The organism is Chengkuizengella axinellae (assembly GCF_030730905.1).
GTDB lineage: Bacteria > Bacillota > Bacilli > Paenibacillales > KCTC-33759 > Chengkuizengella > Chengkuizengella axinellae.
The window spans coordinates 1-25,265 of sequence record NZ_JAVAMP010000015.1 but is presented as its reverse complement, the minus strand read 5'-3'; the positions used below and the strand labels follow the sequence as shown (position 1 = coordinate 25,265).

Genomic DNA, 25,265 nt, shown 5'->3' with positions numbered 1-25,265 from the left:
TTTATTTTGTTCTATAGAGGTGATATAGATGACAGATCGTGAGAAAATCATGAAAGCAGCATTTCGTTTAGCATCTGAAAAACCTTTTGATAAGATCACTCTTTCAGAGATCGCAAAGGAGGTGGATATGCATTGGTCTACAGTGCGGCGACAATTTGGAAATAAACAGGAGCTGAAAAGAATATTGTCTAAATGGCAAGCTGAAAATGACCTTCCACAAATCGATACACGTACACAAATTATAGAAGCATCATCGAATGTGTTTTCTGAAAAAGGGTATGCTCGGGCAACTTTGGATGAAGTAGCAAAAAAAGCAAATTTAACAAAAGGGGCGGTTTATTGGCATTTTTCTAGTAAACAAGATTTGTTTTTAGCTTTAGTTGATCGAAATATTTCTCATCAGTTAAAACAAATTCCAAGTATCATAAAACATATTTTAAGCTCTAATGATTCTGTTAAAGCTTTGTCAAAGTGGTTTGAATCTCAATTCACATTTGTCATTGACGATGAGAATAAACAAATGTTAATGCTAGAATTTATTACTTCGAGTCGAGAGCCTATTGTTAAAAATAAGCTAAATGATGCTTTTTCAAAAATATTAATCGGAACTGAACTAATAGTTCAGGAGATGCAAGATAAAAACTTAATATCAAACCAAATACATCCAAAATCTGTATCTGTTTTAATTCAATCCATTATTAACGGGGTAATTCAGACTTGGATTATTAACCCTGAACAAATTCAGAAGGAAACACTTGTATCAGATATTTCACATATATTGTGGGAAGGGATAAAACCCTAATTTTTCACGTATTAACTTACAGTATGCTCCTTCTTATTAATGACGAAAGTCTTACGATATGTAGAACTTGATAGATTGTTTTTTAGTAAACTATTCGTGTAACTCGTTTAATTCTAGTTTTTTTATTATATAAAACATACTTAATAGTATGTGAATATATTTTATTTCACGGGTAGTTTATAAGTGTATAAATCGAGGGAGGTAGAAAAGAATGAATGGATTTTTGATTTATATCATTACGATCATCATGTTTTTAATCATGTTGTTCGTATTGAATCGGATAGTTGTCTATAGAGCGGAAACTAAGTTTCCCTCAACAGGAGAGTTCATTGAAGTTGATGATATAAAACTTCATTATTATAAAAAAGGGGATGGGAGACCCGTTATTTTTCTTCATGGAGGTATTTTATGCGCTGAAGATTTCAATAACGTGCTTGATTTAGCTAAGGATGATTATCAAGTTATTGCTTTTGATCGAATGGGATATGGTTATAGCCAAAGAAGCAAAAAAGAGAAGATAACTCCGATGGTTCAAGCTGATATACTTCATAAAGCTATAAAAAAAATGAATATAAAAAATCCTATTTTAGTTGGACATTCATGGAGTGGTTTATTGGTTCTTTCGTATGCTTTGAACTATCCAAAAGAATTAGCTGGTATTGTTTTGTTGGCACCAGGAGCCTACGCAGAAAGATACCCAGCTGGGAAAGGAGATTTATTGTCCAAAATTGTGATAACACCAATTATAGGAAAGTTATTTTTGCATATCTTATTAGTACCTTTAGGACAATTAATGGTAAATGTCATGTTGAAGCCAACTTTTAAGCCGGATTCTGTTCCACTAAAATATCAGCAACGGGTGAAAGCACTGTGGTTGCGCCCTAATCATTTTAAAGCAAATCGAGAGGATATTATCTCCTTTGTTCCAGCTGCTAAGAAATTAAGCATCCATTATCATAAAATTAATGTTCCTACTCAAATTGTGATCGGAGAAAAAGATCCGTTCGACACAAAAGAGGATTCATATCAATTATATAATGATATACCTCATTCAAATTTAATAGAGTGTCCTAATGCAGGTCATATGCTACCACAAGCTCATCCTAAAGCGGTTATAAAAGCATTAGAGAAATTATTTAACTCTAAATAGAAATTTGACATGATTGAAATACAATTGGTAATGTTTATGAAGTAATAGAAACAATAGATTGATATAAGGAATGATCATAAATGAATTACGCGATATCAGTAACAGATACTTCTAAAGCTATAAATTTAGAGAAAAAGGGATTAAAGCTTATTGAAAAACTTAATGAGTTTTCTATTGCATTAAGTTAGATCAAGATCAAGATGTAAGTTTAATTCCTTTTAGGAATGACAATAAATGGGGTTACAAATAGAGAGGTAGAAATGAAATTTATCCTATTTATAATAGTGCTTTAAATTGTATAGAAAGTTAGACAATAAAATGATCGAACTTTCTATACAATATAAAGTAGTTAATTTAAAATTAAGCATCCATTTTGATCAAACTTTTTCAAAATGGATGCTTTTGCTTGGCATAGAATAGGACAAGTTTAAAATCGATATTTGGATAAGAAGCTTAAAAACTCCTGTTGTTCCTTATGATGATATTTGAGAATTGCGTAAATATTTGCTTTTGGCAGTTCAAATGCATGAGTATCTACTTCTAGTAAAATACCATCATGCAACTCTCTACGTACAGTAGAATAAGGCAAGTAGGATACACCGAGACCCTCAATAATAAATCGTTTCGTAATGTGAATTTGTGAAACCTTCATCATACGTGTAGTAGGATAAAACAATTTAATGGTTTTAGACAACTCTTCCCAATATGCGGGATGATTATGTGTTAATAGATGATTTGAAGATAATACCTCTTCTTCCTCTAAAGGTAAAGCAGATTCAAAGTCTTTTCCATCGTGTGGAGCCACTAAAATTACTTTGTCTGTATATAACAACTTGCTTTCTAGCTGAGGATTAAAACTTAGAAGACAGGAAAGTCCAATATCAACTTCTTCTTTAAGGACAGCCTGATCAATTTCGTTAGACTCAATTATTTGTACAGATATTTCAACTTGAGGGTGATTTTTTAAATACTGTTTTAGGACAATGGGTAAAACCGTATCTGCTATTAATGGAGAGATAGCGATGGTAAGCTTTGAGGTATATCCTTGATTGTATGTTTCTAGATCAGTAATTCCTTTCTCGTATATGTTTAATAACTCGATTGCATGATTAAAATATCGCTTTCCAGCCTCTGTAAGTTTTACTTTTTTCCCCTCTCTAAGAAACAATAATACCCCAAGCTCTTTCTCTAATTGCTTAATATGTACTGTTACAGTGGGTTGAGAAATGAAAAGGTGTTCTGCTGCTTTTCTAAAATTTCCATATTCAACGGCTGTAATAAACGTTTTTAACCAACTTAATTCCATTACCTACAATCCCCTTATTTAATTTATTAATCAATTACTTTAATAATATTTAATTTTATTAATCAATTATACAGTATACAATAATTGTAATAAAGGAAAGGGGAGGTAAAATGATGTTTGCTGAAGGCTTAAAAGGAATTGTAGCAGCTCAGACGTTGATTAGTCATATTGATGGAAAAGAAGGGAGGCTTATTTATAGAGGTTATGAAATAGGAAAGCTAACAAGGGGTTACTCATTCGAAGAAGTTGCTTATTTACTTTGGCATGGTCGATTACCAAGTCAAGATGAAGTAAATAAACTAGAACGGAAATTAAATGAAAACCGATGTTTGACCCCTTATTTGATGGAATTGATTAAGCTGCTGCCAAAAACTATGGACATGATGAGTGTATTAAGGACTGCGATATCCTCTGAAGGAACGTTAGAATATTGTTGGAAACCAACAATCGATCAAGCGGTTAAATTAACTGCAATAGTACCAACAATTATTGCTTATAGACAGAGCATTTTAAAGGATCAAATGTTTATTGAACCTAGAGAAGACTTAAGTCATGTTGAAAATTTTTTATACATGATCACTGGTAGTATCCCATCTAAACTTGTTGTGAGTGCTTTAGAAACCTATATGATTTTGACCCTTGAACATGGTATGAATGCTTCTGCTTTTTCAGCAAGAGTCACAGCTTCTACAGAGTCAGACATGGTATCGGCAATAACATCAGCGATTGGTACAATGAAGGGGCCTCTTCATGGAGGTGCTCCATCAGGAGTAATCCAACTGTTAAATGAAATTGGAACTCCAAAAAATGCAGACAAAGTTATTCGAGAAAAGCTGTTACATGGAGAGAAGTTAATGGGTTTTGGACATAGAGTATATAAAACTCACGATCCAAGAGCGATTTCTTTAAAGGACAAGTTGCTTGAAGCTAGGGAGGAAGATGGTTGGCTTGATCTAGCTATGCATGTGGAAAAGGTCGCAATCCGTATCTTGAATGAATTAAAGCCAGGAAGAAATTTATATACAAATGTAGAATTTTACGCGGCTGCAATCATGAAATCTATCAATTTAGATCTTGAATTATTTACTCCAACATTTACTGCTAGTCGGATAGTTGGTTGGACTGCACATGTTTTAGAGCAAGCGGAGAATAATACTATATTTCGACCCAGAGCTGAATATATAGGAGAGATAAGAGGGGGAGTTTGATTGTAGCATAATAATGACAATGAAAAAGACGCTTATAATTCCGTTATGAGAATTTTAAGCGTCTTTTAATATCATTGATTTAATTTATTGGTTCTATAAAATTTGAGATAAGAACATCTTTGTACGTTCATGTTTTGGATTATCAAACAATTCAGTTGGTGTACCTTCTTCAATGATTTCACCATCATCGAAAAGAATAATACGATCTGCAACTTCACGAGCGAAGTTCATTTCGTGAGTTACAACTAGCATTGTCATACCTGACCTTGCTAGTGTTTTCATAACATCCAACACTTCCTTAATCATTTCAGGATCTAGTGCAGAAGTTGGCTCATCAAATAACATGATTCTTGGCTGCATTGCTAGTGCTCTAGCAATAGCAACACGCTGCTGCTGTCCACCTGACAATTGCCCAGGATACTTATGTGCTTGTTCTGGAATGCCTACACGTTCTAATAGCTCCATAGCCACTTGTTCTGCTTTTTCTCGCTTCCATTTACGAACCCAAATTGGAGCAAGAGTGATATTTTTTAATATCGTCATATGAGGGAAGAGGTTGAATTGCTGAAATACCATCCCAGTTTCTTTTCTGATCGCTTCAATATTGGATACATCGTTAGATAAATTGATTTCATCAACAATAATTTCACCTTTTTGAAATTCTTCTAAAGCATTGATCGTTCTAATAAAAGTAGATTTACCAGATCCTGAAGGACCAAGAATAACAACCACTTCACCTTGTTTAACATTTACATCTACATCTTTTAAAACATGGTGTTTACCAAACCATTTATTTAAATTTTTGACTTCAATAATATCCTCGCGTTCTTCTAATGGTTTTTGTAAGTTTTTTTCATCTAACATTTTGGGGCCTCCTTTAACGATTTCCTACGCTAAGTGATTTTTCTAATCTGCGACTCACATGAGCCATTAAATAACAGAAGATAAAGAATACGACAGCACCGAATACTAAAACTTCCATATCTAAACCAATATATTCAGGTTTTGCAATCATAGATAGTCCAATCTCCAAGATGTCCAACAATCCTATGATTAAAACTAATGTTGTGTCCTTAAATATAGCTATATATTGACCAACGATGGCTGGAATAACTGCTTTTAATGCTTGAGGCAAGACAACAAATACGGTTGTATAAGTTGAGTTTAAACCTAAAGCTTGTGATGCTTCGAATTGACCTCTAGGCAGTGATTGTAAACCACCTCTAACATTTTCAGCCATATATGCTGCACTAAACATAGTTAAGGCAACCATAGCTCCAACAACTTCATCAACCTCGATGCCTCCTGTAAATAGAGGTAGCATGAATTTTGCCATAAATAACACGGTGATTAGAGGAATTCCACGAATGACTTCAATATAAATGACACAGAAATATTTAACGATAGGTAACTTACTTCTTCGACCTAAGGCTAATAATATACCTAAAGGGAAAGAACACACTATAGCCACTACAGCGAGGAGGATATTTAACATGAATCCGCCCCATAAATTTGTACTCACATTTGGCAATATACCTAGTCCATTAATAAAGAATATAACGATTGGAAAAGATAAAAACCAACCTACAAAAGTAATTTTCTTTACTTTTGGAAATTTATGTCCAATGAAAAAGAATGAGATCAATGTTGCTAAATTTGCAATGATCCAAATGCGAGTTGACATCTCGATAAAAGGCAGCAACATGGATATGAATAACAATCCTCCAATGGTATATGCGATGCTATTCATGATGCCTTTGCCAAATCCCCATGATAAACCTAGTAATGCATGGAAGAATAGAAGAAGAGTCCATATTCTCCAAACTTCTTCCTCTGGATATCTACCGATTAATAAGAAATTTAATTCATTAGATACTACATGCCATTCAGCACCGAAAAAGACCCATGTAAATATAGCTTTTAATAAAAAGAACGCGGCTGTTCCAACGATTACAGTTAGTAATGAATTTGCCCAGCTGCTGAATAAATTTTGTCTTAACCAGCCAATCACTCCGACTGAAGTTTTAGGTGGTGGAGTTTCGGCCCTTTTTTGAGGTTGTTGTAAATTCGCTTGACTACTCATATGTGGCACCTACCTTTCCACCAATTGAAATTTTTTGTTAAATATATTCATGATAATAGAAGTGATAACACTTAGAGTTAAATATACTAAAATAACCAATGTGATATTTTCAATAGCTCTTCCTGTTTGATTCAGTACAGTTTGACTGACATAAACAAGTTCAGGAAAACCTACAGCCATTGCCAAACTTGAGTTTTTAATCAAGTTCAGATATTGACTCGTTACTGGAGGTATAATAATTCTTATCGCTTGTGGAAAAATAACTTTACTCATTGTTGTGCTGTTTTTCAAACCAAGAGCTTTAGAAGCTTCCACTTGACCTTTAGATACCGCTTGGATTCCACCACGTACAATTTCAGCTATATAAGTTGATGTATATACAACTAGAGCGAGTAGCATAGCTTGAAATCCAGTAGTGAGTGTATAACCACCCTCATACAATCTTCCATTAATACTAGGGTAATCTAATGTAAATGGAGCACTTCTTGTGATCAATAACGCTAGTAAGAGCGTTCCAATGAATACAGCTATAGACCACAAACCAGGGTGTGTAATTTTACCTGTTTCAATTTGTTTATTGATTAAACGTGAACGGATAACTACAGCAGCAATCAAACCTACAATAGAAAAGATAATCCAAAGTAATGAACCTGATGTAGCATCAAACCAAGGTAACGCTGTACCGCGATTACTTATAAAAAAAGGTCCCAAGTTCATTTCCTCTTCGATCTTAGGAAATTGAAGGATGACAGCCAAATACCATATAAAAATTTGAACTAGAAGGGGAGTGTTTCTAAAAATCTCAACATAAATTGTAGAAACTTTTCTCACCAACCAGTTATTGGACAATCTTGATATTCCTACAAGAACCCCTACAATACTTGCAAGAATAATACCTGCAATACCTACCTTGATTGTATTTACGATCCCTACTAAATAGGCTCTAAAATAAGAATCTTTTGGTGTATATTCAATTTCTTTTTCACCAATATCAAAAAATGCTGTATTTGATAAAAAGTCAAAACCAAATTTTATTCCAAGCCTGTCTAATCCAGTCATAGCATTTGTAAATAGAAAAGTTCCAACGATGACCACAATGACAACAAATAATATTTGTAATAGGATTGGAATGACTCTGGTATCCCGCCAAAAAGGAGTAGCGGTTGATTTTTCATTTTTCATTTATTAGTCACCTCACATAAGATACAATTCTTTAGTTATAAAATAAGGTCTGCTCAAAGTGAAAACTGTAAGCAGACCTATTAAATCAAATTAAAGAGCTAAATGTTAATTAACGGAATGGAGGTGAGTATAATAATCCACCATTTGTGTATAGATCATTTAGTCCACGGTCTAAGTTGAATACAGTACCCTCACCTAAATGGCGCTCGAAAATTTCTCCGTAGTTACCAACTTGTTTGATTGCTTGGTAAGCAAAGTCACTGCTAACTTCAAGCTGCTCTCCAAGATTTCCATCTGTTCCTAGTAAACGTTGAATAACTGGATCATCACTACTAAGGAAAGAATCAACATTCTCAGATGTAATACCTAATTCTTCAGCTTGGATAAGAGCGTTTAATACCCATCTAGTTAAGTCAGCCATTTTGTCGTCTCCGCCAGCAACAACAGGTCCTAACGGCTCTTTAGACATTGTATCGTCTAAAATTTTATACTGGTCAGAATCAGCCATAGTAGATAATCTAGAAACTAAACCAGATTTATCTGTTGTAAAAGCATCAACTGAACCTGCTTCTAGTGCCGCAATTGCTGCTTCTTGGTTATCAAATGTTTGTGGTTGATAAGATACGCCAAGTTTTGCCATTTGGTCGGCAAGGTTCAACTCAGTAGTCGTACCAGTTTCAACTGCGATGATCATTCCATTCATGTCAGTTAATGTATTCACATCACTATCAGCACGAACCATCATACCTTGACCATCATAGAAAGTAACTCCACCAAAGTTTAAACCAAGATCAACATCACGAGATGTAGTCCAAGTCGTGTTACGAGATAATAAGTCAATTGCACCTGTTTGAAGTGCTGTGAAACGCTCAGATGCTGTTAGTGGAGAATATTCAACTGCATTTGCATCTCCTAAAATTGCAGCTGCAACTGCTTTAGCAAAATCAACATCAAACCCTACATAGTCTCCGTCATCTAAGTAACTAAATCCAGGTAGTTCACCATTAATACCTGCATTTAATACTCCGCGATCTTTAATTTGATCTAAAACAGAAGATTCGGTAGATTCTTCACTGCTAGAGCAACCTACCAACGCGATAGAAGCTAATAAAAATACGCTTAATAATACCAATATACTCTTTTTCATTTTTTTCCCCCTATAAAATAATATTTTATTAGTAACATTATGTTCATCATGATTCTTTCATTCTAACTTTATGTAGGATGTATAAATATTTATTTATTAAATGCTCACATAATAGTTACATCGAATGAAAGGAATTTGAATAAACAATGTCACTTCTAACTACTAATATAATACACTATCATCTATTTTACAAGACTCTTGTGTAATGTTAATGTGATATCTCAATAAATAAAACGCTTACATAGGAGTGGTAAAAAATATTTGGGATGTTGTATATATAAGAAGGGGGTCTAATAAGAATGCAGTTTGTTTATGTTATTATAATATAACATATAAAAGAAAACAATCATATTATTGTATAAAGATTTATTTTTTCTTATAAAAAAATTATTCAACAACTTATTTGAGAGACTAAGATAGGGGTTTTTGTTATGAAATCTTCTTCTTAATTTTTATAAAAATAAAAGCTAGAACGTAGTATAAATTGAAGTTGCTTGACAAAACTATACTGTAACGTTTAAAATTACAGTATGCATTAGGTTGATTGTTTCTCGAAATGTAGAGGTAAACATTTCATCTAACTGTAAAAATAAAATTTACAGTATCACTATTAGATACGTGAGAGGAGAGTCATTTATGAATAAATTTAACGTTGGGGATTGGGTAAAAGGAAAAAGTAAGGAAGATGAGTTTTTTATTGGTTATATAGAACAAATAAATGAATCATCAGTTCACGTGTATATTATTCAAAGTGATCATTCTTTTATAAAGAATCGTACAGTTAAAATTGCATCAAATAAAATAGAGGTAATGGAACAAACTGATTTGTATTTTGAAGGGTCTTTACTAAATTTAATCGATATTGCCTTATTAGAAAAAAATGAAGAAGATTTTATTAAATATTCAAGTCAACTTAAAGAATTAAAAATGATTCATAACAATGAGATAAATATAGAAGAAATAAATTTTATTCGCAGAGAGGGTTTTAGTCGTATTAAACAAGATTGACAACAATATGACAACTAGATAAGATAGCAGTGTGGCAAAGGAGGAGCACAATGAATGAATAGTGAATTTACACTAGCTGTGCACAGCTTAACTTATCTTTCGTTATTACCTGAAAAAATGTCTACTAGTGATTGTCTGGCTGAGAGTGCGTCTGTTCATCCAGTAAGAATAAGAAAAGTATTAAGTATGCTTAAAAAAAACGGTTATATTGCTTCCAAAGAGGGGGCTGGTGGAGGATTTATGCTAAAAAAAAATCCTCATGAAATATCGATAAAAGATATATACACTATGACTTCTCAAGGCACATTGAAACCAAAGTGCAAAAATATAAATGAACATTGTATTGTAGGTGCAAATATGCAAATTGCTTTAAATGACATATTTTCAGAAGCAGAAAAACATTTTAGTGAATTTCTAGGTCAATATACAATAGAAGATGTTATAAATAAAGTGAAAGCTCCTTAAGGAGCTTTCACTTTATTTATTCATGTCATTAGGTGATCCTTACTAATTTCTATTTTTCCTTTTTCAGCAATTAATCCCGAGTAAATAAATATGGATAGTTTTATATAGATGTAATATAATATATTAATACATAATAACATATAAAACTATCATTATAATTTCAGATTGGATTGTAAAAGGAGGTTTACTTACTTGGAAACAGAAGTCCATACTAGACAACGTATTCTTATTGCTGCTGAAGAATTATTTTCAAAAAAAGGGTTTGAAAAAGTGACAATAAGAGAAATTGGCAAAAAAGCAAACTGTTCTCATGCAACGATTTATTTCCATTTCAAAGACAAAAAAAATATCTTGGAAAAACTTGCCGTTACCCCAATGAAAACTTTGTTGTTTGAACTTAAAGAAATTGTATATAATAAGGAAATAAGTTCTCAAGAAAAGCTACTGCAAATTAGTAGAATGCATGTAGAGTTTGGTTTGTCAAATGTGTATCTATATAAACAATTTTTCTCTACTGGTTTTAAAACGGATTATTCAGATGTATTTGGTGAAGAATGGGATCAATTTAGATTTGAAATGTTCAATGTCTTATTTAATGAATTTTTTCCAAACCATTTTAAATCCAGAGATGATAAAGAGTTGAAAATGAATTGTAGATTACTTCATTATCAACTTCATGGTATTATTGTGGTTCATATAGCAAATGGGAAGTATTTTCTTAAGGAGAAAGGTGAGTTGCTTCCATTAATAGAACAAGCAGTACATAATTTTATGTTAACTTCTGAATCTTTATAATTTAACTTCTATAATCGTCATTTTCGGTACATAAAAATACCTTGATTGTATATACAGTTAAGGTTTTTTTATGGTACAGGTTTTGCTTTTTGCTCTCATCAAGATACGTTGGCTCCATTTTGATATGGATTTTTTCATTAGGACTCAAGTGAGATGAAATCTACTTTATTTAATTTGGATATATTTATACAAAAATGGCAAATACATGAATGTTTAAGGTTATATATTGTTATACTTTTAAAAAAGGTATATAATAAATAATGCATGATCTACCTTCGGTAGATTCCATGCTTTTACAATCACCAGTCCGTTATCAGAGGGAAATAACGGACTGGTGATTTATTTTTATTGGAAATATGATCTAACGGCCGTACGATAAAACGTTTCACCATCTTTTGTTGTACCTATAATGTCATAAGTTACATTGGTGATTTCAGAACGAATAATGTCCTGTGTTTCTTTTCTAACACCCTGGTATTCTTTTTGTTTCGGTTTTTCTTTTTTTATCTTTTTGTCAATTTTAAGTGTCTTTTCTTTGTTTACTTTATCTTCTTTTGGCTTTTGATTTGCAGCTTTTTCTAATTCTGACCACTTTATATTCAGTGCATTTGATCCTTTATAATGTGCAATCATAAAGTAGGCATCGTCTTTAGAACTGATCATGTCTAAATTCCAATCCCCTTTTATAGGTTGATCTATCACAAAAGTTTGAATATGGCCGCCTCTCATAAAGTTGTTTTCTTCATAAGTATAGTATTGCTTATCATTTTGATTGTATTTTTTTCCGTTTGGTGAGGTTAGAATCACTTCAACATCTTTTTCTGATGTAACAATTTCTAATATAATCTGTTGATTGCCTGATTCAACTGGGATTACTTCTGATATAGATTCACTAGCTGGTAACTTGCTTCCACGAACGAATTGCTCGGGGACAAGAGAATCTGGGTTAAAGCTTTTTTCATTTTCAAAAATAGATGCACTAGGTCTTTTCTCATTAAAAAGGAAGTGTATATTCTCAAAAGAGATATTGCCTATTCGGATATTATCATGGTCTACATCATCCCCACCTTGAAAGAAGTGAGTACCGTAAGGGAGTCTAGTGCTCGATTCAGGGATTAATCCATCGCTATCCCCCCACAAATATAAACCACCGAACCATAACGCAGAAAATACAGGACCCCAGCCAGTACCTGAAGCTGTATAGTATTCATTTTTTGAAGTGTTTTCATGATTGTCTGTAATAGATCTGAATTTCTCCATTTCACCCGTTTGCATTGCATAAGTTCCTTCATCTGTACGTTCTATTAAATCTGCTAACCAATTTGCATACCAGCTATATGCCAAATCAGCTAAGGGAGTACCATAATGTGGAGAACCCAATGTAATAACATCATTTGCGTATGGCCATGCATCATAGTGTATTAATGCAGTTTGTGTATCAACTCCACCTTTGCTATGTGCAACTATATTTACTTTTTCACCGAAATGATCATATATTTGCTTCAACATGTCTGCAAGTAACAATCCATTATCCCACATATCAGCAGCGTCTCCACCCGTTGCATCTTCTAATTGCACAAAGGCAGTTCGATATCCATTTGAATAAAAATAATCATACATATCATTTTTGCCATAATATACTGTATCTTCCCACCAGTCCTTAGCATTCCCGTGTAATCCTTGTACAAAAACTACTGGTGATTTGGAGTAGTCAATCTCATATGGGGTAGCTCCCAAATACCAGGTTCCAGGTATGTCTTGAACATCTACAGGTGCTGGAGCAATCGATACATTTGAAGCGCTTACATAAACAACGGATAATAATGAAGCAATTAATAGCAAGACTAAGAAGAGAATAAAATCCTTCATATTTTCATCTCCTTTATAAAATTTCTTGATTACATTATTAGTAATGAGAAATAATTATAATTTATGTTATTATTTTACAGTTTATTTTCTGTCAATTCAACAACTTTTATTCTATCTTTAACTTCTATATAAAATAGTATTAATTAAAATGCCTAGTAATATTGAAAAAAAGTGAGGAAATGTGTAGAAAATTATATATTTTTACCATAAATAGAATAAATTCACTAGTTTTTCGGATTTTAATATAAGCATTTTCATATGATAAAATAAAAAACGAATCCCGGGAAGAACAAAATGGATAATAGTAAATCAAAAGTTGTTATTTCTAGCAGAGCTAATTTTTTATGAAATATATGCATCTTGTCGTACTCAAAAAATAATAAAAGTGCGTAGGAGATGATCCAATGAAAAAGATTTATATTATTTTATTATGTTTTATCCTGAGCAGTATCATATTCTTCAAACCTAGTACATCTATAGTGAAAGCACAGAATGTAGAAGGAGAATTTTCATTATTAACTTATAATGTAGCTGGATTATGGGATCCTGTTTCTTCATCAAACCCCGCAACAAATACAATTCTAATCAGTCCTAAATTAAACGATTATAATATCGTTCTAGCCCAAGAAGATTTTAATTATCATGATGATTTAATAAAAAAAGTGAACCATCCATATCTTTCTTCACATTCAGGCACTATGGGATTTGGTGATGGGTTAAGTCGAATGTCAAACTATCCAATTACAGATTTCAAACGTGTTGATTGGAATGATTGCAACGGTATTTTTGATGATGCGAATGATTGTTTAACCCCAAAAGGTTTTACATTTGCTCGACATGAACTAAGCAACGGTGTTTATGTAGATATATATAATCTTCATGCAGATGCTGGTGGATCAAATGATGATAAAGCGACAAGAAAGAAAAACTTTCAACAGGTTTTATCCAAAATAGAACAGTGGTCTGATGGAAATGCGGTCATTGTTGCAGGTGATTTTAATAGTAAATACAAAGATGAGGGGGAGGTTAGGCAATTTACAGATGCAGGTTTCTTTGATGCTTGGGCTGATATTAAAAACGATGGAAGAATCCCTGATATAGGTGAAACTGGTGACAGAATTGATAAAATCATCTATCGCAGTGGTGATCAACTTCATTTAAGTGTTACAGATTATGCAGTTCCAAATAGTGATTTTTTAGATAGTGATGGGAAACAATTATCTGATCATAAACCAGTTTCCGCATTGTTTAACTATAAGGTTTCAAACATCCCTCTCATAGGTAATTTTAACGCTTATAAAACTATCATTACTACAGGTGAAACATGGGATGAGCAAAAGGTATGGAAGATTCAAACTAAAGGTGAAGAGAATTTCAGACAAAATGTAAATTATAAAGTCATGGAAAATCCTAAAAATAGCGTGTATACGTTTAGCGTATGGTTAAAAGCAGATGACGAACATACAGTTACATTGAGATTAAGAAATAAAGAAAAAACAGAAGGTGGACAACAGAGTTTTACGATAACAACAGATTGGAAAAAGTATGAAATTACAGCTCCTTTTGAAAAAAATAGTGAATCCCTCTCACTATATTTTTATCCAGCAGGTTATGACTTTGGAAGTCAAGGGTACGTTTATGCTTCTAGAGTAGAGCTTAAAGAAAAGGAGCAATATCTTAATTCAGCAAATGATTTTACAAAAGATGCTTTAAATCAATGGTATACAAATACTATAGTTGAAAATACTGCTGAACCAGGTCCAATAGGAGGAGAGACTACTGCTAATATCATCACACCTACAAAGGTAAACGATAGTATCTATCAGCATACAGAAGTTGATCCAGAAGGAAAATCTTATACATTTGGTATATGGTTAAAAGCAGATGAACCTCATCAAGCAAGAATAAAGATACAAAATGAAGATTTTAGTGAATCAGAGAATAGAGTAATTGAAGTCACTAAGGATTGGCAATATTTTGAGGTTTCTATGGCATTTGCAAATAGTAGTGACAAGGTTACGGTTCTACTTTGGCCTGGAGATTACAATGGAAGTACTGATTCAGTCTATGCTTGGGGAGCCAGTTTAGTAGAGGAATAAGATATTTTAATATTTTTCAAACAAAACAAGAACCTTAATTAAGGGTCTTGTTTTGTTTTATGGAAACATAGCATTTTATAAGAGGATAAAGGAAGCTTTTACATTAAAGAGTAGTTAAATCACTGCTCTTTTTTACATTATTTATAAAAGTATCAAACTTTTAAAAGGGGAATGGATTTGACATGGAAAAACAAGACATAGAACGACTTGCCAAACTTGAGACTGAAATAAAAGCCATGCGAGATCTCATAATGAATATGGACAGTAAATTAGATATATGGAATAAAACCTTCGTCCCAAGAAATGAAATCAATGAAATGTTCAGAAGTAGAGATAAAGAAGTAAATGAGCTATCTCAAGATTTAGAAAAAATAAGAGAAAATGTTGCAAATAATCAGCAGGATTCAAGTACGAAATGGGAACATTTTTGGTCCAAAGCCGTTTGGTTTTTGATTGGTTTGTTCGGATCTATATTTATGATTCTATTTAAAGATTCATTAAGTTAGGAGGGACTTAGTCAATGAACAATCTATTTGATAAAGTATTTTCCATTGATGAGATAAAAGTAAGTGCTTTAGTGCTTATATTGATAGTAACTTCTATTTTTGGATTAGTGATGTATGTGCTAGATGGCGATATAACAGCAAATTTGCTTACATTTATGAGTACTTTAATTTATTCCATTGTTGGTATTAATGCTTTTAACTTAGCTAAGGAAGGTATCACTAACTTCAAGAATACTAAAGAAGAAAGCAATTTTGATAGTTCAATCTAAGAGGGGAGAGTAGCATTTTGAGTTTTAAAGTGAAATATCCCATATCAAAGAAGTTTCTAACTAAAGGAACCAAGAGACGATCAGGGATCAAAATGTCGAAAGTAGGTTTTATTGTTGCTCATGACACAGGAAATGACGGATCAACCGCATTGCAAAATATTACGTATTACGAGAATTCAAACAATGATATGAGCGCTTCTGCACATATTTTTGTAGATGATACAGGGATTTATGAATGTATTCCTCTAGTAACTGAAGCACCTGAAAAAGCATGGCATGTTCAGTATCAGAAGACGATGGACAATCAATTGTTTGGGGATGATGCAAATGATATAGCGGGTGGAGTTGAACTATGTTATTCCTACCGGAAAGGAAACATCAATAATGAAGAATCATATAAAAGATATGTTTGGATTATAGCCTATATTTGCTATAAATTTGGATTAAACCCAGCAAAAACTATTGTAGGTCATCATATTCTTGATCCACAACGTAAAACAGATCCTCAAAACGCACTTTCAAAAATTGGCAAATCCTATGATTTATTGTTACAAGATGTAGTAAAAGAATACTATGATTGTTTATCTAAGGAGGATGTAATCATGCAGCTTAAAGAATGGCAAATTGAACTAGCAAATGATGCGATAGATCGATTAAGTCAAAAAAAATTAGTAACGAACGCAGAAGATTGGAAGAATAAATTGATTAAAAAACCTCAAGAAATACTTCAAGATATGCCTTGGTTGTTTTTTGTGATGTTAGATCGATTAAGTGAAAATAATGATAAAGGAGTTGAATAATATGGATACTACATGGATTATTATGATTAGCTTAGCAGTTCTGGGAGCTGTTATATATTTATTTCCTTATTTAAAACAAAAAGGTTATATTACACAAGAAACTATGAATTTAGCTGATCAAATCCTATTATTTTCTAAAATTATCATTAGTAAAAATAGCAATGAAAATGATAAAGATAAACTCGAAAATATATTTGATACAATTCGTAAGGATTTAAATGATCTGAATCATATTTCTAATTCTAAAAGTTTAGATGAAAAAAAACAATTAACTTTGCATACAATTATTGCGAACTTAAATTCTTTAGAGATTGAAATTGATTATGAAAATGAATTATTAATTGAAATGATAGTAGATAACGCATTAAATTTTATTAAATAAATAGACTATAAAAAGTAGCGCAATTTAAAAATATTAATAAATGTATAAGCGTTACTTTTTATTTCACCAGTACTTTTTCACAAAATCCGTATTTTGTACATAAGTCAATCAATTGATGAAATCCCCCGTATATCAAGGTTTTATATGTATAGTTACACATTTCATATAGAGTAATATTATTATGTTTATCTTCAATGTTTTTAAAAATAATCATTTCAGAAAAAATAAAAAAACAAAAGTTATGTTTATAACAAAATCAACTTTTGTTTTTTTGATATATTTACTTGAATAATTCTTTTTTCATCCAGCACAACAAGATAATTTTGAGACATCCTTATCAAATGTTAAAGCAGCAAGTTTTAATCCTTCTGCCATTGTTAAATACGGTGCTAGACTTTCACGCAGATCGTCAATTGTTAATCCAAATTTCACTGCCAATGTTGCTGCATAAATCACTTCACCAGCATTTTCTGCAACAATGTGAACACCTAACACCTTTAATGTTTTAGCATCTGCAACTAATTTAAAAACGCCAGTGGTCTCACGATTCACTAAGGCTCTTGGGACTGCATCTAAAGGCAACACTGAAGTTTTCACATCGAACCCATTTTGTTTCGCTTGTTCTTCAGTCAATCCAACTGTAGCAATAGATGGATTAGTAAATGTAACTCCTGGTACACTCTCTAAATTTAATTTTCGATTTAGCCCCCCAATAGCATTATCAGCAACAATTCCGCCTTGGTATGCTGCTACATAAACAAATTGAGGTGCCATTGTAACGTCCCCAGCAGCATAAATTTTCGTATTACTTGTTCTTGCGTATTCATCAATGAGGACTTCACCACGGCTTCCTACTTTGACGTTTGCTTCACTTAATTGGAGATAATTCGTATTTGGTTTTCTTCCTGTTGCGATGAGAAGTTGTTCAGCCTCAATCACTTTCTCTTGTCCATTTACTGTAACACGGACTTTTTTAGTGTCTCCATCTTGATCAATACTTTCATATGTTACACCTTTAATCACATTTATCCCCTGTTCAGTCAGTGCTTTTTCTACTGCTTCTGAGATCTCAAGGTCGTAATTTTTTAACACACGCTCACTTCTTTGTATAAGCGTAACTTCTGTCCCTAGATTGTGAAATAGTTGCCCCAACTCCATCCCAATGTATCCTGATCCAATAACAATAAGACTTTTGGGAAGTTGTTTTAATTCAAGCAAAGAAGTGCTGGTTAAATAATCTACTTCTTTTAACCCAGGAATATAAGGGATGGAAGGAGAAGCCCCAGTAGCAATTAAGAAATATTTAGACGTTATTTTCTCGCTATTAACTTCTACAGTGTTTTCATCAATAAACTTTGCTTCCCCTTTAAACATTTTAAATCCATATTCATCAATAAGGTTCACATACTTTTCAGAACGCAACTGCATGACAAGCTCATTTTTTTGCTCCACTAAAGCTTCTAAATTTACTATTCCAGCTGATGTATTTAATCCGTTAAATGGATTTTGTTTAGCTAGATTGTTAATTTCTCCTGCACGCAAAAGAGTCTTTGAAGGCACACATCCGACATTTACACAAGTTCCCCCAATAATTCCTCGTTCAACCATAGCTACTTTTGCACCATATTCGATGGCTTTAATTGCTGCTGAAAAAGCTGCTCCACCAGAGCCAATGATGAATAAATCATAATCTTCAGTGGACTTTTTATCAGTTATTTCTTTATTTTGAATAATTTCAGTGTGGCTGATTTCATAGTTAGCATCGTGAATTGCTTTATGAGCAATTTCTATGTCGATAGTGCTTGGTAGTTGAAATTCAACATTGTTTTTTAAATAACTTGCATCTATATTTTGAGCACCTAAATTCTTAAGTATGGATTGAATATGACCTTCACAACTTGTACACGTCATGCCTCTAATTTCTATTCTTACCCTCATAAATAACTTCCTCCCCTGCAATTTTCGAATTCTTTCTATGTTTGATCATTTGTGCTATGGCAACAATTTTCTTGCTTTGCTTCTCCTACTTTCTTTTTTGAATTGAAAATCATTAACGCAATAAAAACAAATAACAACGGAATCAAGACATAATCTAAATAACCGGTTACTGCACTTAGACCAGCTAATCCAAGTGTAATAACTAGTATGGGAGTAGCACAGCAAATTAAAGTGACAATCGTTCCTATAACTCCTATTTTAAATTTCATATTTTTCTTCATGAGATATCTCCTCTACAATTTCTCTTTATCCATTAAGGTATCAATAATTGGACATTCATAAATATCTTTATTTTCAGGACACCTTTCCTTCAAATCAATCAAAATATGTTCAATTCGTTTTAAATCTCTAATTTTCTCTTGTATTTCAGTTAACTTAGTAGTCGTAAAATCATACATATCGCTACATTTCGATTCATTTCGATCAACTACACCTAAAAATTTATCTATTTCATTTAATGTAAATCCAAGTTCTTGCATGCGTTTAATAAATTGAAGACGTTCTACTGTATCTTCAGAATATAGTCGATATCCTGAATCACTTCGTTCAGGTTCAGATATTAATTTAATTCGTTCATAATATCGAATGGTTTCTTTATTAACGTTACACTTGTTGGCAACCTCACCAATTCGAAGAAGTCCCATAATAATCACCTCACCTTTTGATTATAAACCCTGTACCTTACTTTAAGGTCAAGTGTATTATTAATTATTTTTAAAATTTTATACTTCATAGATAAAAACTCTGTTTATTAAGGATAATACTACTAAATTAGGATCTATGGATTAAGTTATAACCTAAGATTAGCTTTTGTAATTAATGACATAAAAAAGAGACACATATTAGTCATGTCCAATATGTATCGCTATACATGTTTCCTCACTTTTTTAAATTTTAGTCTTGATAATACCAATTTTGTACATAAGTTAATGAATCAAGCTTTAATTACATTTCATATTTCCCTTGTTCCTCACGTGCCATTACAAACTTAGAACATTGCATAGACTTAAAAAATTCTTCTGCTTCGTTTAAAGACATCTTTCCCATACGATTTTCTCCTCTCTTAAAAAATATAAAATAATAAATAATAAGAAATAATATGATTAAAATGAATAAATATAATATCATACTGTCGATAACAACTCCTCCTCTTGATTAAATTTCACTTCAAAAAACAAAAATTCTAAGTTTTCTGTTATCTTTAACATAAGAATATTAAAAAGTTTTCTCTATATTTTAACATGATATCCAATTTGGAAATCTAAAGTACCAGAATAGATACATTTTGCAACCCAAACAATTGTCCATAAATAATGTATGATACTAGATAAAATTATTAAAATTGATGATATAAAAAATAGAAACACATATTAGTCATGTCCAATATATATTTCTATACATTTTTCCTCACTTTTTTATTTTTAGTATTGATAAGACGAGTTTTATACATAAGTATATAGATCGTTTTAATCCCTTATCATATTCAATAAAAAATCATTTCGGAGGATTTCATCCTTTTTGTATTATAGTTTAAACTTTTGTTTTTTTGAGATGTTTCAATTGATTTTATTACTTGAATAATTTCTTTTTATTTTTCATCCTGTACAGTAAGATAATATTTGATACACCCTTCTGCAGCATAAATTCTTGAATTACTAGGCTCGATTTTCGTTCTGTTTTGTTATAAGCTCCCCTTTCTTGTTTTTTCTTTGAATACTGTGCTCCGGTACCGCCAACGGAAAGGCCAAGCGATGTCAAACCCTCTTCGATTGCCGGATTTATCATTCATCCTGGATTCCCGGCAACTCATAACGTTGTTACAAATGGCAATCCTAAAACATCAGCTATTGTTCCGCGTTCTGGAAATATTTATTAATTACTCCTTTAATCCTTCTAACTCCAGCAGCAGAAGATTGTTCTTTTTTAATACTAAACTTTCCTAAGTTTGTTGTATCTTCTACATGAGGTCCTCCACATACTTCTCGACTCCAAACTTTCCCTTCCTTATCTTTGATTGTATACACCTTAACGATATCCGGATATTTATCCCAAAAATTCCCTTCAACATTACTTTCTTTCGCTTCAATTTTAGGCAGCTCTGAAATATAGGTAACTGCTTTTGATGAAATCGCATGATTCACATACTTTTCCACCTCAGCTATTTGCTCTGGCGTAAGTTTTTCATCATGATTGAAGTCAAACCGTAATCGTTCTGAAGTAATATTACTTCCTTGTTGATGAACATGATCACCTAAAACTTCCCTTAAACCAGCAAGTAATAAATGAGATACCGTGTGCAGCGCTGTTGTTTCTGTTGAATGTTCAGCTAATCCACCTTTAAATTTACCCGCAGAAGCAGTTCTGCTCTTTTCAGCATGTTTCTTTGCCGCTTCTATATAAGACGCCTTGTCCTCCATGCTATATCCACTTTCAGTTAGAAACTCTTCCGTCAACTCCAAGGGAAACCCATATGTTTCGTAAAAATAAAAGGCATCTGCACCTGTAACTTTACCCTTATTCTTAAGATGTTTTTGTATTTCAAATTCTCCTTGCTGTAAAGTTCTATAGAAAAGATTTTCTTCCTTATTTACTTTTTCGATAACTTTCTTTTTATTACCGATCAAATCTTCATAAGCTGTTGCTTCATCTATATAAACTTCAGACAACTCACCCACAAAACTTCCTTGTATTCCTATTTTTTTACCTGCACGAATCGCCCTTCTTAATAACCTTCTTGTTATATACCCTGCATCACTATTAGCTGGCTCCGCACCATCATTAATTAGAAAAGTAGCCGCTCTCACATGATCAAGTATGATTCTAAACGACTTTAAATCGTCAGTATATTGTTTACCACTTAACTCCATCAATTTTTTCTTGGGATTAAGGAAGAAAGCCGTATTATAAATATCCTTGTCACCATTAAGTGCTGTTGCAACCCTTTCTAATCCGCCTCCATAATCAATATTGGGATTTTGCATTTTTACAAATCCTGTGTCTTCTTTTTTGTAACACATAAATACGTTGTTCCCAATTTCTAAAAACCTCTCGCTTACAGAAGCAGGATGATCCAGTGAATCACCGTCTGGTTCAAGATCATAGAATATTTCACTATCAGGTCCACCCGGTTCACCAACAGGCATATCCAATGGACTTCCGGATCGACTCCACCAATTTTCTTTTTCATCGTATAAGAATATTTTTCCACCTCTAGATGCCCCATATTGATAGGGATCTTCTTCAATGATAGGTTCTATACCAACTGATTTAAATTTTTCTGACCAGATTTGAATGGCTTCCGTATCTTTCTGTATATTCAAATCATCACTTCCTATAAAAGCACTGATATACAGCCTGCCAGGATCAATTCCTAATTCGATAATATGCCAATTCCAAATGGCATCGATTTGCTTTTTCTTATAGTTATTTTCATTTGCTTTAAACTCCCATCGACCTATCATTTCAAAAAATGTCAGATGCGACGTATCTCCTACTTCATCAATATCCACTGTCCTTAAACACTTCTGAATATTAACAATATCATTACCTATCGGATGCTTTTCCCCCAATAAATATGGAACCATAGGTTGCATTCCACTTCCTGTAAACAATGTTGAGGGATCATTTTCTGGTAACAAGCTAGAAGAGGGCACTTGGCTAGCCCCTATTCCTTTCATAAAATCAATATATGATTTTCTTAACTCATCTGGTGTCATTTTCACCATGCTCAATACCTCCATTTCAATGTTCAAACGAGTAGAAATAAAACAAAAAAGCCCTAAGCTGACATATTTCTTGTCAACTTAGGGCGAACTATTATGTCCGTGTTACCACCTAATTTCAGATTTCTCTGCACTCTATCAATACGGGATATCTCCGATATTGTTTCCTGAATAACGGTGGAACTCCGTTGAAGCCTACTAAGATTCCTCTGTTCGGTTCACAGCTCCGAGACTGCTTCATTATTAGATCAATGAAGATTCGCACCAACCATCTTCTCTCTGTGAGATCCCTAATACCTACTATTTCTCTTCATAGCCTTTTCGTTTTAAGTTAAACCAATGCTATCACACTCAACTTGCTCCGTCAATGTAATTCCACTAGTTTTTTATAAGGTATAAGTCTGTCGATTCTACCATCAGCTTTGGCAATTCTGATGCTTCGCATCCTCTGACTTTAGCCAAATTATAATTCCCCCAACCACAATTCCACATTCCTGTTTACCTATAATAATTTTCCTCAACTTCCCTCCTTTTAGGAATGAGTAGATAGATATAGTTCTTTTTAACAAACAGGGTTCATACTGTTATCAAACGTAACTATACATCAAGATTTATCATAACTGATTTGGAGTAATTCATTCATCCTTGCTCAAGATGAAGTAATGATATCCAATGCAAAACGAGCAAACATACATGCTGCATATATGGGAAAGGTTGATATGGCCGTGAATTAGGATAAAATTTCTCCTGATTGATGGTCATATATTTAAAATGCATGAGTTTAATTGGAAAGACTATGTTCAATAATTTAAAACAACTTGACTAGAGTGAATAGTATACACATAATGTTAGGTAGCCTAACTAATATTTAAGGAGGTTAATATGAACGTATTTCAAAGTTTAGATGTATGCTATAAATACTATAATCGGCACTTAAGTGCAATGTTTCAGAAAGAGGGTTATAGCGAGATAACATTTAATAGTTACCAATACTTAATTGCTATTTACAAGTTACATAATGAAGGTGATTTAGCAACTATAACAGAAATTGCAAATAGATTAGGGATAAAAAATTCTTCCGTTGCTCAAATGATTAATACATTGTTAAAGGGCGAATATCTGAAGAAAAAAGAAAATTCGGTAGATAAAAGAAGTTTTACTCTAGAATTGAGTGAAAAGGGTTACAAAATGATGAAGTTAGAGGCTGTCTTTTCTGAGAACTTTTTAAAGCATTTTTATTATCCATTAGATGAAGAAGAAATCAAGACATTTGAAGAGACAATGGGGAAAATAGCTACAAACCTATTGAGAGGAGTCGTTTAATGGATAAACAAAACATGATAAAAAATTATTTTAATAAACTTGCTTTTGTTAATCTCGAAGATACCTCTTGGAATCACAATCGGTACTATTATAAATACTTACTAAGTAAAATTCCTTATCCGAAAATATGATAGGAATTGCAGAATAATTGTCCTCTGTAACAAACATAAAGTTTATAAATGCAGATATATTAACATGTTTATTTGAACCCAATTCTTTTGATTTCATAGTTTCTATCGCAACATTTCATCACTTCGGTACATTGATTATCCTTGATATTCATGAAATAGTCGATTCTATTTTACGAAATGCAATCATTCGAAGGCATTTGTTTTGGCGGTATTCTCTTACTTGGAAAAAGGAGGTGTGAAAATGATTATTTGGATAAATGGAGCGTTTGGCTCGGGAAAAACAACATGCACTTATGAATTAAACAAAAGATTACCCAATTCTTTTGTTTACGACCCTGAAAATATCGGTTATTTTATACGAAAAAATATACCTATAGAACTGTATGAATCGGATTTTCAAAACCATGAACAGTGGCGGTTATTCAATTATAAAATGTTAAAATATATATCAGATACTTATGATGGTATTATTATAGCACCCATGACTTTGGTTAATCGTCATTATTATGATGAAATAATTGGACGACTTATTAAAGAAGGTATTGAGGTAAAACATTACATTCTTTATGCAGAGAAGAAAACAATAAAAAAACGCCTTAACAAACGATTTGAATGGGCTAATTCATGGGCAAAATCACAAATTGACAGGTGTATTTATGCCTTTAATCACGATATTACTGAAGAAAAAATAATAACTGACAACAAAACCATTGACAGTATTGTAGAGGAAATAGCCGAAAAAAGTGATTTAACTTTGGCGAGTGACAAAAGAGGCCACTTAAAGAAATTCCTTGATAGATACGCTACATTTCTAAAACATATACGGTAATTTATACTTAGGGACATTTGGCAAGTATATAACGATGAGATTTGATACCACCGTTACTGTTTATCTCAGCAATAAACAGACTCCTGTCTTTTTGTAGTTTCGATTTGATGAACATAATACCTTTAAATAGATATTCAACAATATGGCCCCATTCATAAAAAACGGCGCTTCTCTTAGTGAAAAGCGCCATT

Annotated in this window: 26 protein-coding genes and 1 other annotated feature; of the genes, 14 read left to right on the top strand and 12 right to left on the bottom strand. The window is 32.5% G+C overall.

Annotated elements, in window-relative coordinates; genetic code table 11:
• Window positions 1-28 precede the first annotated feature (28 nt).
• Both Q5Y73_RS20555 and Q5Y73_RS20550 read left to right on the top strand, forming a co-directional pair.
• Window positions 29-802 carry a TetR/AcrR family transcriptional regulator gene (locus Q5Y73_RS20555; protein ID WP_305993798.1) on the top strand — a complete coding sequence of 258 codons (774 nt, stop codon included), beginning with the start codon at window positions 29-31 and terminating at the stop codon, window positions 800-802.
• 211 nt (window positions 803-1,013) lie between these two features.
• Complete coding sequence (locus Q5Y73_RS20550; RefSeq protein ID WP_305993797.1) at window positions 1,014-1,952, top strand: alpha/beta fold hydrolase; 939 nt, start codon at window positions 1,014-1,016, stop codon at window positions 1,950-1,952.
• Between the two features lie 427 nt (window positions 1,953-2,379).
• Here the strand turns inward: Q5Y73_RS20550 and Q5Y73_RS20545 are convergent, their stop codons facing one another.
• Window positions 2,380-3,258, bottom strand: coding sequence for a LysR family transcriptional regulator (locus tag Q5Y73_RS20545; protein ID WP_305993796.1), 879 nt, complete (start codon window positions 3,256-3,258; stop codon window positions 2,380-2,382).
• 110 nt (window positions 3,259-3,368) lie between these two features.
• Between Q5Y73_RS20545 and Q5Y73_RS20540 the strand changes: the two genes are divergently transcribed.
• Window positions 3,369-4,466 carry a citrate/2-methylcitrate synthase gene (locus Q5Y73_RS20540; protein ID WP_371320250.1) on the top strand — a complete coding sequence of 366 codons (1,098 nt, stop codon included), beginning with the start codon at window positions 3,369-3,371 and terminating at the stop codon, window positions 4,464-4,466.
• 93 nt (window positions 4,467-4,559) lie between these two features.
• Here Q5Y73_RS20540 and Q5Y73_RS20535 read toward each other — a convergent pair whose 3' ends face one another.
• From Q5Y73_RS20535 to Q5Y73_RS20520, 4 genes are all read right to left on the bottom strand, one after another.
• Window positions 4,560-5,330 (bottom strand): amino acid ABC transporter ATP-binding protein, encoded by a 771-nt coding sequence (locus Q5Y73_RS20535; protein ID WP_305993794.1) that lies wholly within the window; start codon window positions 5,328-5,330, stop codon window positions 4,560-4,562.
• A 13-nt stretch (window positions 5,331-5,343) separates the two neighbouring features.
• Window positions 5,344-6,549: an amino acid ABC transporter permease gene (locus Q5Y73_RS20530; RefSeq protein WP_305993862.1), complete on the bottom strand. Its 1,206-nt coding sequence runs from the start codon at window positions 6,547-6,549 to the stop codon at window positions 5,344-5,346.
• Between the two features lie 9 nt (window positions 6,550-6,558).
• Window positions 6,559-7,731, bottom strand: a complete 1,173-nt coding sequence (locus tag Q5Y73_RS20525) for an amino acid ABC transporter permease (RefSeq protein WP_305993793.1) — start codon at window positions 7,729-7,731, stop codon at window positions 6,559-6,561.
• 109 nt (window positions 7,732-7,840) lie between these two features.
• Window positions 7,841-8,878, bottom strand: coding sequence for an amino acid ABC transporter substrate-binding protein (locus Q5Y73_RS20520; protein WP_305993792.1), 1,038 nt, complete (start codon window positions 8,876-8,878; stop codon window positions 7,841-7,843).
• Window positions 8,879-9,514: 636 nt separating this feature from the next.
• Between Q5Y73_RS20520 and Q5Y73_RS20515 the strand changes: the two genes are divergently transcribed.
• From Q5Y73_RS20515 to Q5Y73_RS20505, 3 genes are all read left to right on the top strand, one after another.
• A complete protein-coding gene (locus Q5Y73_RS20515; RefSeq protein ID WP_305993791.1) occupies window positions 9,515-9,886 on the top strand; it encodes a hypothetical protein in 372 nt (123 codons plus the stop codon).
• Window positions 9,887-9,940: 54 nt separating this feature from the next.
• Window positions 9,941-10,351 (top strand): RrF2 family transcriptional regulator, encoded by a 411-nt coding sequence (locus Q5Y73_RS20510; RefSeq protein WP_305993790.1) that lies wholly within the window; start codon window positions 9,941-9,943, stop codon window positions 10,349-10,351.
• A 192-nt stretch (window positions 10,352-10,543) separates the two neighbouring features.
• Complete coding sequence (locus Q5Y73_RS20505; protein WP_305993789.1) at window positions 10,544-11,146, top strand: TetR/AcrR family transcriptional regulator; 603 nt, start codon at window positions 10,544-10,546, stop codon at window positions 11,144-11,146.
• 345 nt (window positions 11,147-11,491) lie between these two features.
• Here Q5Y73_RS20505 and Q5Y73_RS20500 read toward each other — a convergent pair whose 3' ends face one another.
• A complete protein-coding gene (locus Q5Y73_RS20500; protein WP_305993788.1) occupies window positions 11,492-13,015 on the bottom strand; it encodes an esterase/lipase family protein in 1,524 nt (507 codons plus the stop codon).
• A gap of 404 nt (window positions 13,016-13,419) precedes the next feature.
• On the opposite strand from Q5Y73_RS20500, the gene Q5Y73_RS20495 reads away from it, so the two are divergent.
• The 5 genes from Q5Y73_RS20495 to Q5Y73_RS20475 all read left to right on the top strand — a co-directional run bounded on the left by Q5Y73_RS20495 (window position 13,420) and on the right by Q5Y73_RS20475 (window position 17,071).
• Complete coding sequence (locus Q5Y73_RS20495) at window positions 13,420-15,114, top strand: endonuclease/exonuclease/phosphatase family protein (RefSeq protein WP_305993787.1); 1,695 nt, start codon at window positions 13,420-13,422, stop codon at window positions 15,112-15,114.
• 182 nt (window positions 15,115-15,296) lie between these two features.
• On the top strand, window positions 15,297-15,620 hold the full coding sequence (locus Q5Y73_RS20490) for a hypothetical protein (RefSeq protein WP_305993786.1): 324 nt from the start codon (window positions 15,297-15,299) through the stop codon (window positions 15,618-15,620).
• Between the two features lie 14 nt (window positions 15,621-15,634).
• Window positions 15,635-15,889 carry a hypothetical protein gene (locus tag Q5Y73_RS20485; RefSeq protein WP_305993785.1) on the top strand — a complete coding sequence of 85 codons (255 nt, stop codon included), beginning with the start codon at window positions 15,635-15,637 and terminating at the stop codon, window positions 15,887-15,889.
• A 17-nt stretch (window positions 15,890-15,906) separates the two neighbouring features.
• On the top strand, window positions 15,907-16,689 hold the full coding sequence (locus tag Q5Y73_RS20480) for a peptidoglycan recognition protein family protein (protein ID WP_305993784.1): 783 nt from the start codon (window positions 15,907-15,909) through the stop codon (window positions 16,687-16,689).
• A gap of 1 nt (window position 16,690) precedes the next feature.
• Window positions 16,691-17,071, top strand: a complete 381-nt coding sequence (locus Q5Y73_RS20475; RefSeq protein ID WP_305993783.1) for a hypothetical protein — start codon at window positions 16,691-16,693, stop codon at window positions 17,069-17,071.
• Between the two features lie 300 nt (window positions 17,072-17,371).
• On the opposite strand, the gene merA is transcribed toward Q5Y73_RS20475, so the two are convergent.
• From merA to Q5Y73_RS20450, 5 genes are all read right to left on the bottom strand, one after another.
• Window positions 17,372-19,009 carry a mercury(II) reductase gene (gene merA / locus Q5Y73_RS20470; protein ID WP_305993782.1) on the bottom strand — a complete coding sequence of 546 codons (1,638 nt, stop codon included), beginning with the start codon at window positions 19,007-19,009 and terminating at the stop codon, window positions 17,372-17,374.
• Window positions 19,010-19,044: 35 nt separating this feature from the next.
• On the bottom strand, window positions 19,045-19,290 hold the full coding sequence (gene merF / locus Q5Y73_RS20465; protein WP_305993781.1) for a mercury resistance system transport protein MerF: 246 nt from the start codon (window positions 19,288-19,290) through the stop codon (window positions 19,045-19,047).
• Between the two features lie 12 nt (window positions 19,291-19,302).
• Window positions 19,303-19,713: a mercury resistance transcriptional regulator MerR gene (merR, locus tag Q5Y73_RS20460; protein ID WP_305993780.1), complete on the bottom strand. Its 411-nt coding sequence runs from the start codon at window positions 19,711-19,713 to the stop codon at window positions 19,303-19,305.
• 925 nt (window positions 19,714-20,638) lie between these two features.
• Window positions 20,639-20,854: a hypothetical protein gene (locus tag Q5Y73_RS20455; RefSeq protein ID WP_305993779.1), complete on the bottom strand. Its 216-nt coding sequence runs from the start codon at window positions 20,852-20,854 to the stop codon at window positions 20,639-20,641.
• 59 nt (window positions 20,855-20,913) lie between these two features.
• On the bottom strand, window positions 20,914-22,794 hold the full coding sequence (locus Q5Y73_RS20450) for an alanine--tRNA ligase (protein ID WP_305993778.1): 1,881 nt from the start codon (window positions 22,792-22,794) through the stop codon (window positions 20,914-20,916).
• Between the two features lie 76 nt (window positions 22,795-22,870).
• Window positions 22,871-23,114, bottom strand: a binding site (T-box leader).
• Window positions 23,115-23,673: 559 nt separating this feature from the next.
• On the opposite strand from Q5Y73_RS20450, the gene Q5Y73_RS20445 reads away from it, so the two are divergent.
• The 3 genes from Q5Y73_RS20445 (at window position 23,674) to Q5Y73_RS20440 (ending at window position 25,074) form a co-directional block, all read left to right on the top strand.
• Window positions 23,674-24,114 (top strand): MarR family winged helix-turn-helix transcriptional regulator, encoded by a 441-nt coding sequence (locus Q5Y73_RS20445; RefSeq protein WP_305993777.1) that lies wholly within the window; start codon window positions 23,674-23,676, stop codon window positions 24,112-24,114.
• Between the two features lie 148 nt (window positions 24,115-24,262).
• Entirely contained in the window at window positions 24,263-24,484 is a 222-nt protein-coding gene (locus Q5Y73_RS24940) for a class I SAM-dependent methyltransferase (protein ID WP_371320249.1), read from the top strand.
• Window positions 24,485-24,486: 2 nt separating this feature from the next.
• Window positions 24,487-25,074, top strand: a complete 588-nt coding sequence (locus Q5Y73_RS20440) for a DEAD/DEAH box helicase family protein (RefSeq protein WP_305993776.1) — start codon at window positions 24,487-24,489, stop codon at window positions 25,072-25,074.
• A gap of 7 nt (window positions 25,075-25,081) precedes the next feature.
• Here Q5Y73_RS20440 and Q5Y73_RS20435 read toward each other — a convergent pair.
• Window positions 25,082-25,265, bottom strand: a 184-nt coding sequence (locus Q5Y73_RS20435; RefSeq protein WP_305993775.1) for a hypothetical protein, incomplete at its 5' end; no start/stop codon positions are given.

What these genes read in the sequence shown, in the direction of transcription:
- Q5Y73_RS20555 (WP_305993798.1), top strand. Translation starts at nt 29, where the DNA reads ATGACAGATCGTGAGAAAATCATGAAAGCAGCATTTCGTTTAGCATCT.
- Q5Y73_RS20550 (WP_305993797.1), top strand. Translation starts at nt 1,014, where the DNA reads ATGAATGGATTTTTGATTTATATCATTACGATCATCATGTTTTTAATC.
- Q5Y73_RS20545 (WP_305993796.1), bottom strand. Translation starts at nt 3,258, where the DNA reads ATGGAATTAAGTTGGTTAAAAACGTTTATTACAGCCGTTGAATATGGA.
- Q5Y73_RS20540 (WP_371320250.1), top strand. Translation starts at nt 3,369, where the DNA reads ATGATGTTTGCTGAAGGCTTAAAAGGAATTGTAGCAGCTCAGACGTTG.
- Q5Y73_RS20535 (WP_305993794.1), bottom strand. Translation starts at nt 5,330, where the DNA reads ATGTTAGATGAAAAAAACTTACAAAAACCATTAGAAGAACGCGAGGAT.
- Q5Y73_RS20530 (WP_305993862.1), bottom strand. Translation starts at nt 6,549, where the DNA reads ATGAGTAGTCAAGCGAATTTACAACAACCTCAAAAAAGGGCCGAAACT.
- Q5Y73_RS20525 (WP_305993793.1), bottom strand. Translation starts at nt 7,731, where the DNA reads ATGAAAAATGAAAAATCAACCGCTACTCCTTTTTGGCGGGATACCAGA.
- Q5Y73_RS20520 (WP_305993792.1), bottom strand. Translation starts at nt 8,878, where the DNA reads ATGAAAAAGAGTATATTGGTATTATTAAGCGTATTTTTATTAGCTTCT.
- Q5Y73_RS20515 (WP_305993791.1), top strand. Translation starts at nt 9,515, where the DNA reads ATGAATAAATTTAACGTTGGGGATTGGGTAAAAGGAAAAAGTAAGGAA.
- Q5Y73_RS20510 (WP_305993790.1), top strand. Translation starts at nt 9,941, where the DNA reads ATGAATAGTGAATTTACACTAGCTGTGCACAGCTTAACTTATCTTTCG.
- Q5Y73_RS20500 (WP_305993788.1), bottom strand. Translation starts at nt 13,015, where the DNA reads ATGAAGGATTTTATTCTCTTCTTAGTCTTGCTATTAATTGCTTCATTA.
- Q5Y73_RS20495 (WP_305993787.1), top strand. Translation starts at nt 13,420, where the DNA reads ATGAAAAAGATTTATATTATTTTATTATGTTTTATCCTGAGCAGTATC.
- Q5Y73_RS20490 (WP_305993786.1), top strand. Translation starts at nt 15,297, where the DNA reads ATGGAAAAACAAGACATAGAACGACTTGCCAAACTTGAGACTGAAATA.
- Q5Y73_RS20485 (WP_305993785.1), top strand. Translation starts at nt 15,635, where the DNA reads ATGAACAATCTATTTGATAAAGTATTTTCCATTGATGAGATAAAAGTA.
- Q5Y73_RS20475 (WP_305993783.1), top strand. Translation starts at nt 16,691, where the DNA reads ATGGATACTACATGGATTATTATGATTAGCTTAGCAGTTCTGGGAGCT.
- merA (WP_305993782.1), bottom strand. Translation starts at nt 19,009, where the DNA reads ATGAGGGTAAGAATAGAAATTAGAGGCATGACGTGTACAAGTTGTGAA.
- merF (WP_305993781.1), bottom strand. Translation starts at nt 19,290, where the DNA reads ATGAAGAAAAATATGAAATTTAAAATAGGAGTTATAGGAACGATTGTC.
- merR (WP_305993780.1), bottom strand. Translation starts at nt 19,713, where the DNA reads ATGGGACTTCTTCGAATTGGTGAGGTTGCCAACAAGTGTAACGTTAAT.
- Q5Y73_RS20455 (WP_305993779.1), bottom strand. Translation starts at nt 20,854, where the DNA reads ATGATAAATCCGGCAATCGAAGAGGGTTTGACATCGCTTGGCCTTTCC.
- Q5Y73_RS20450 (WP_305993778.1), bottom strand. Translation starts at nt 22,794, where the DNA reads ATGGTGAAAATGACACCAGATGAGTTAAGAAAATCATATATTGATTTT.
- Q5Y73_RS20445 (WP_305993777.1), top strand. Translation starts at nt 23,674, where the DNA reads ATGAACGTATTTCAAAGTTTAGATGTATGCTATAAATACTATAATCGG.
- Q5Y73_RS20440 (WP_305993776.1), top strand. Translation starts at nt 24,487, where the DNA reads ATGATTATTTGGATAAATGGAGCGTTTGGCTCGGGAAAAACAACATGC.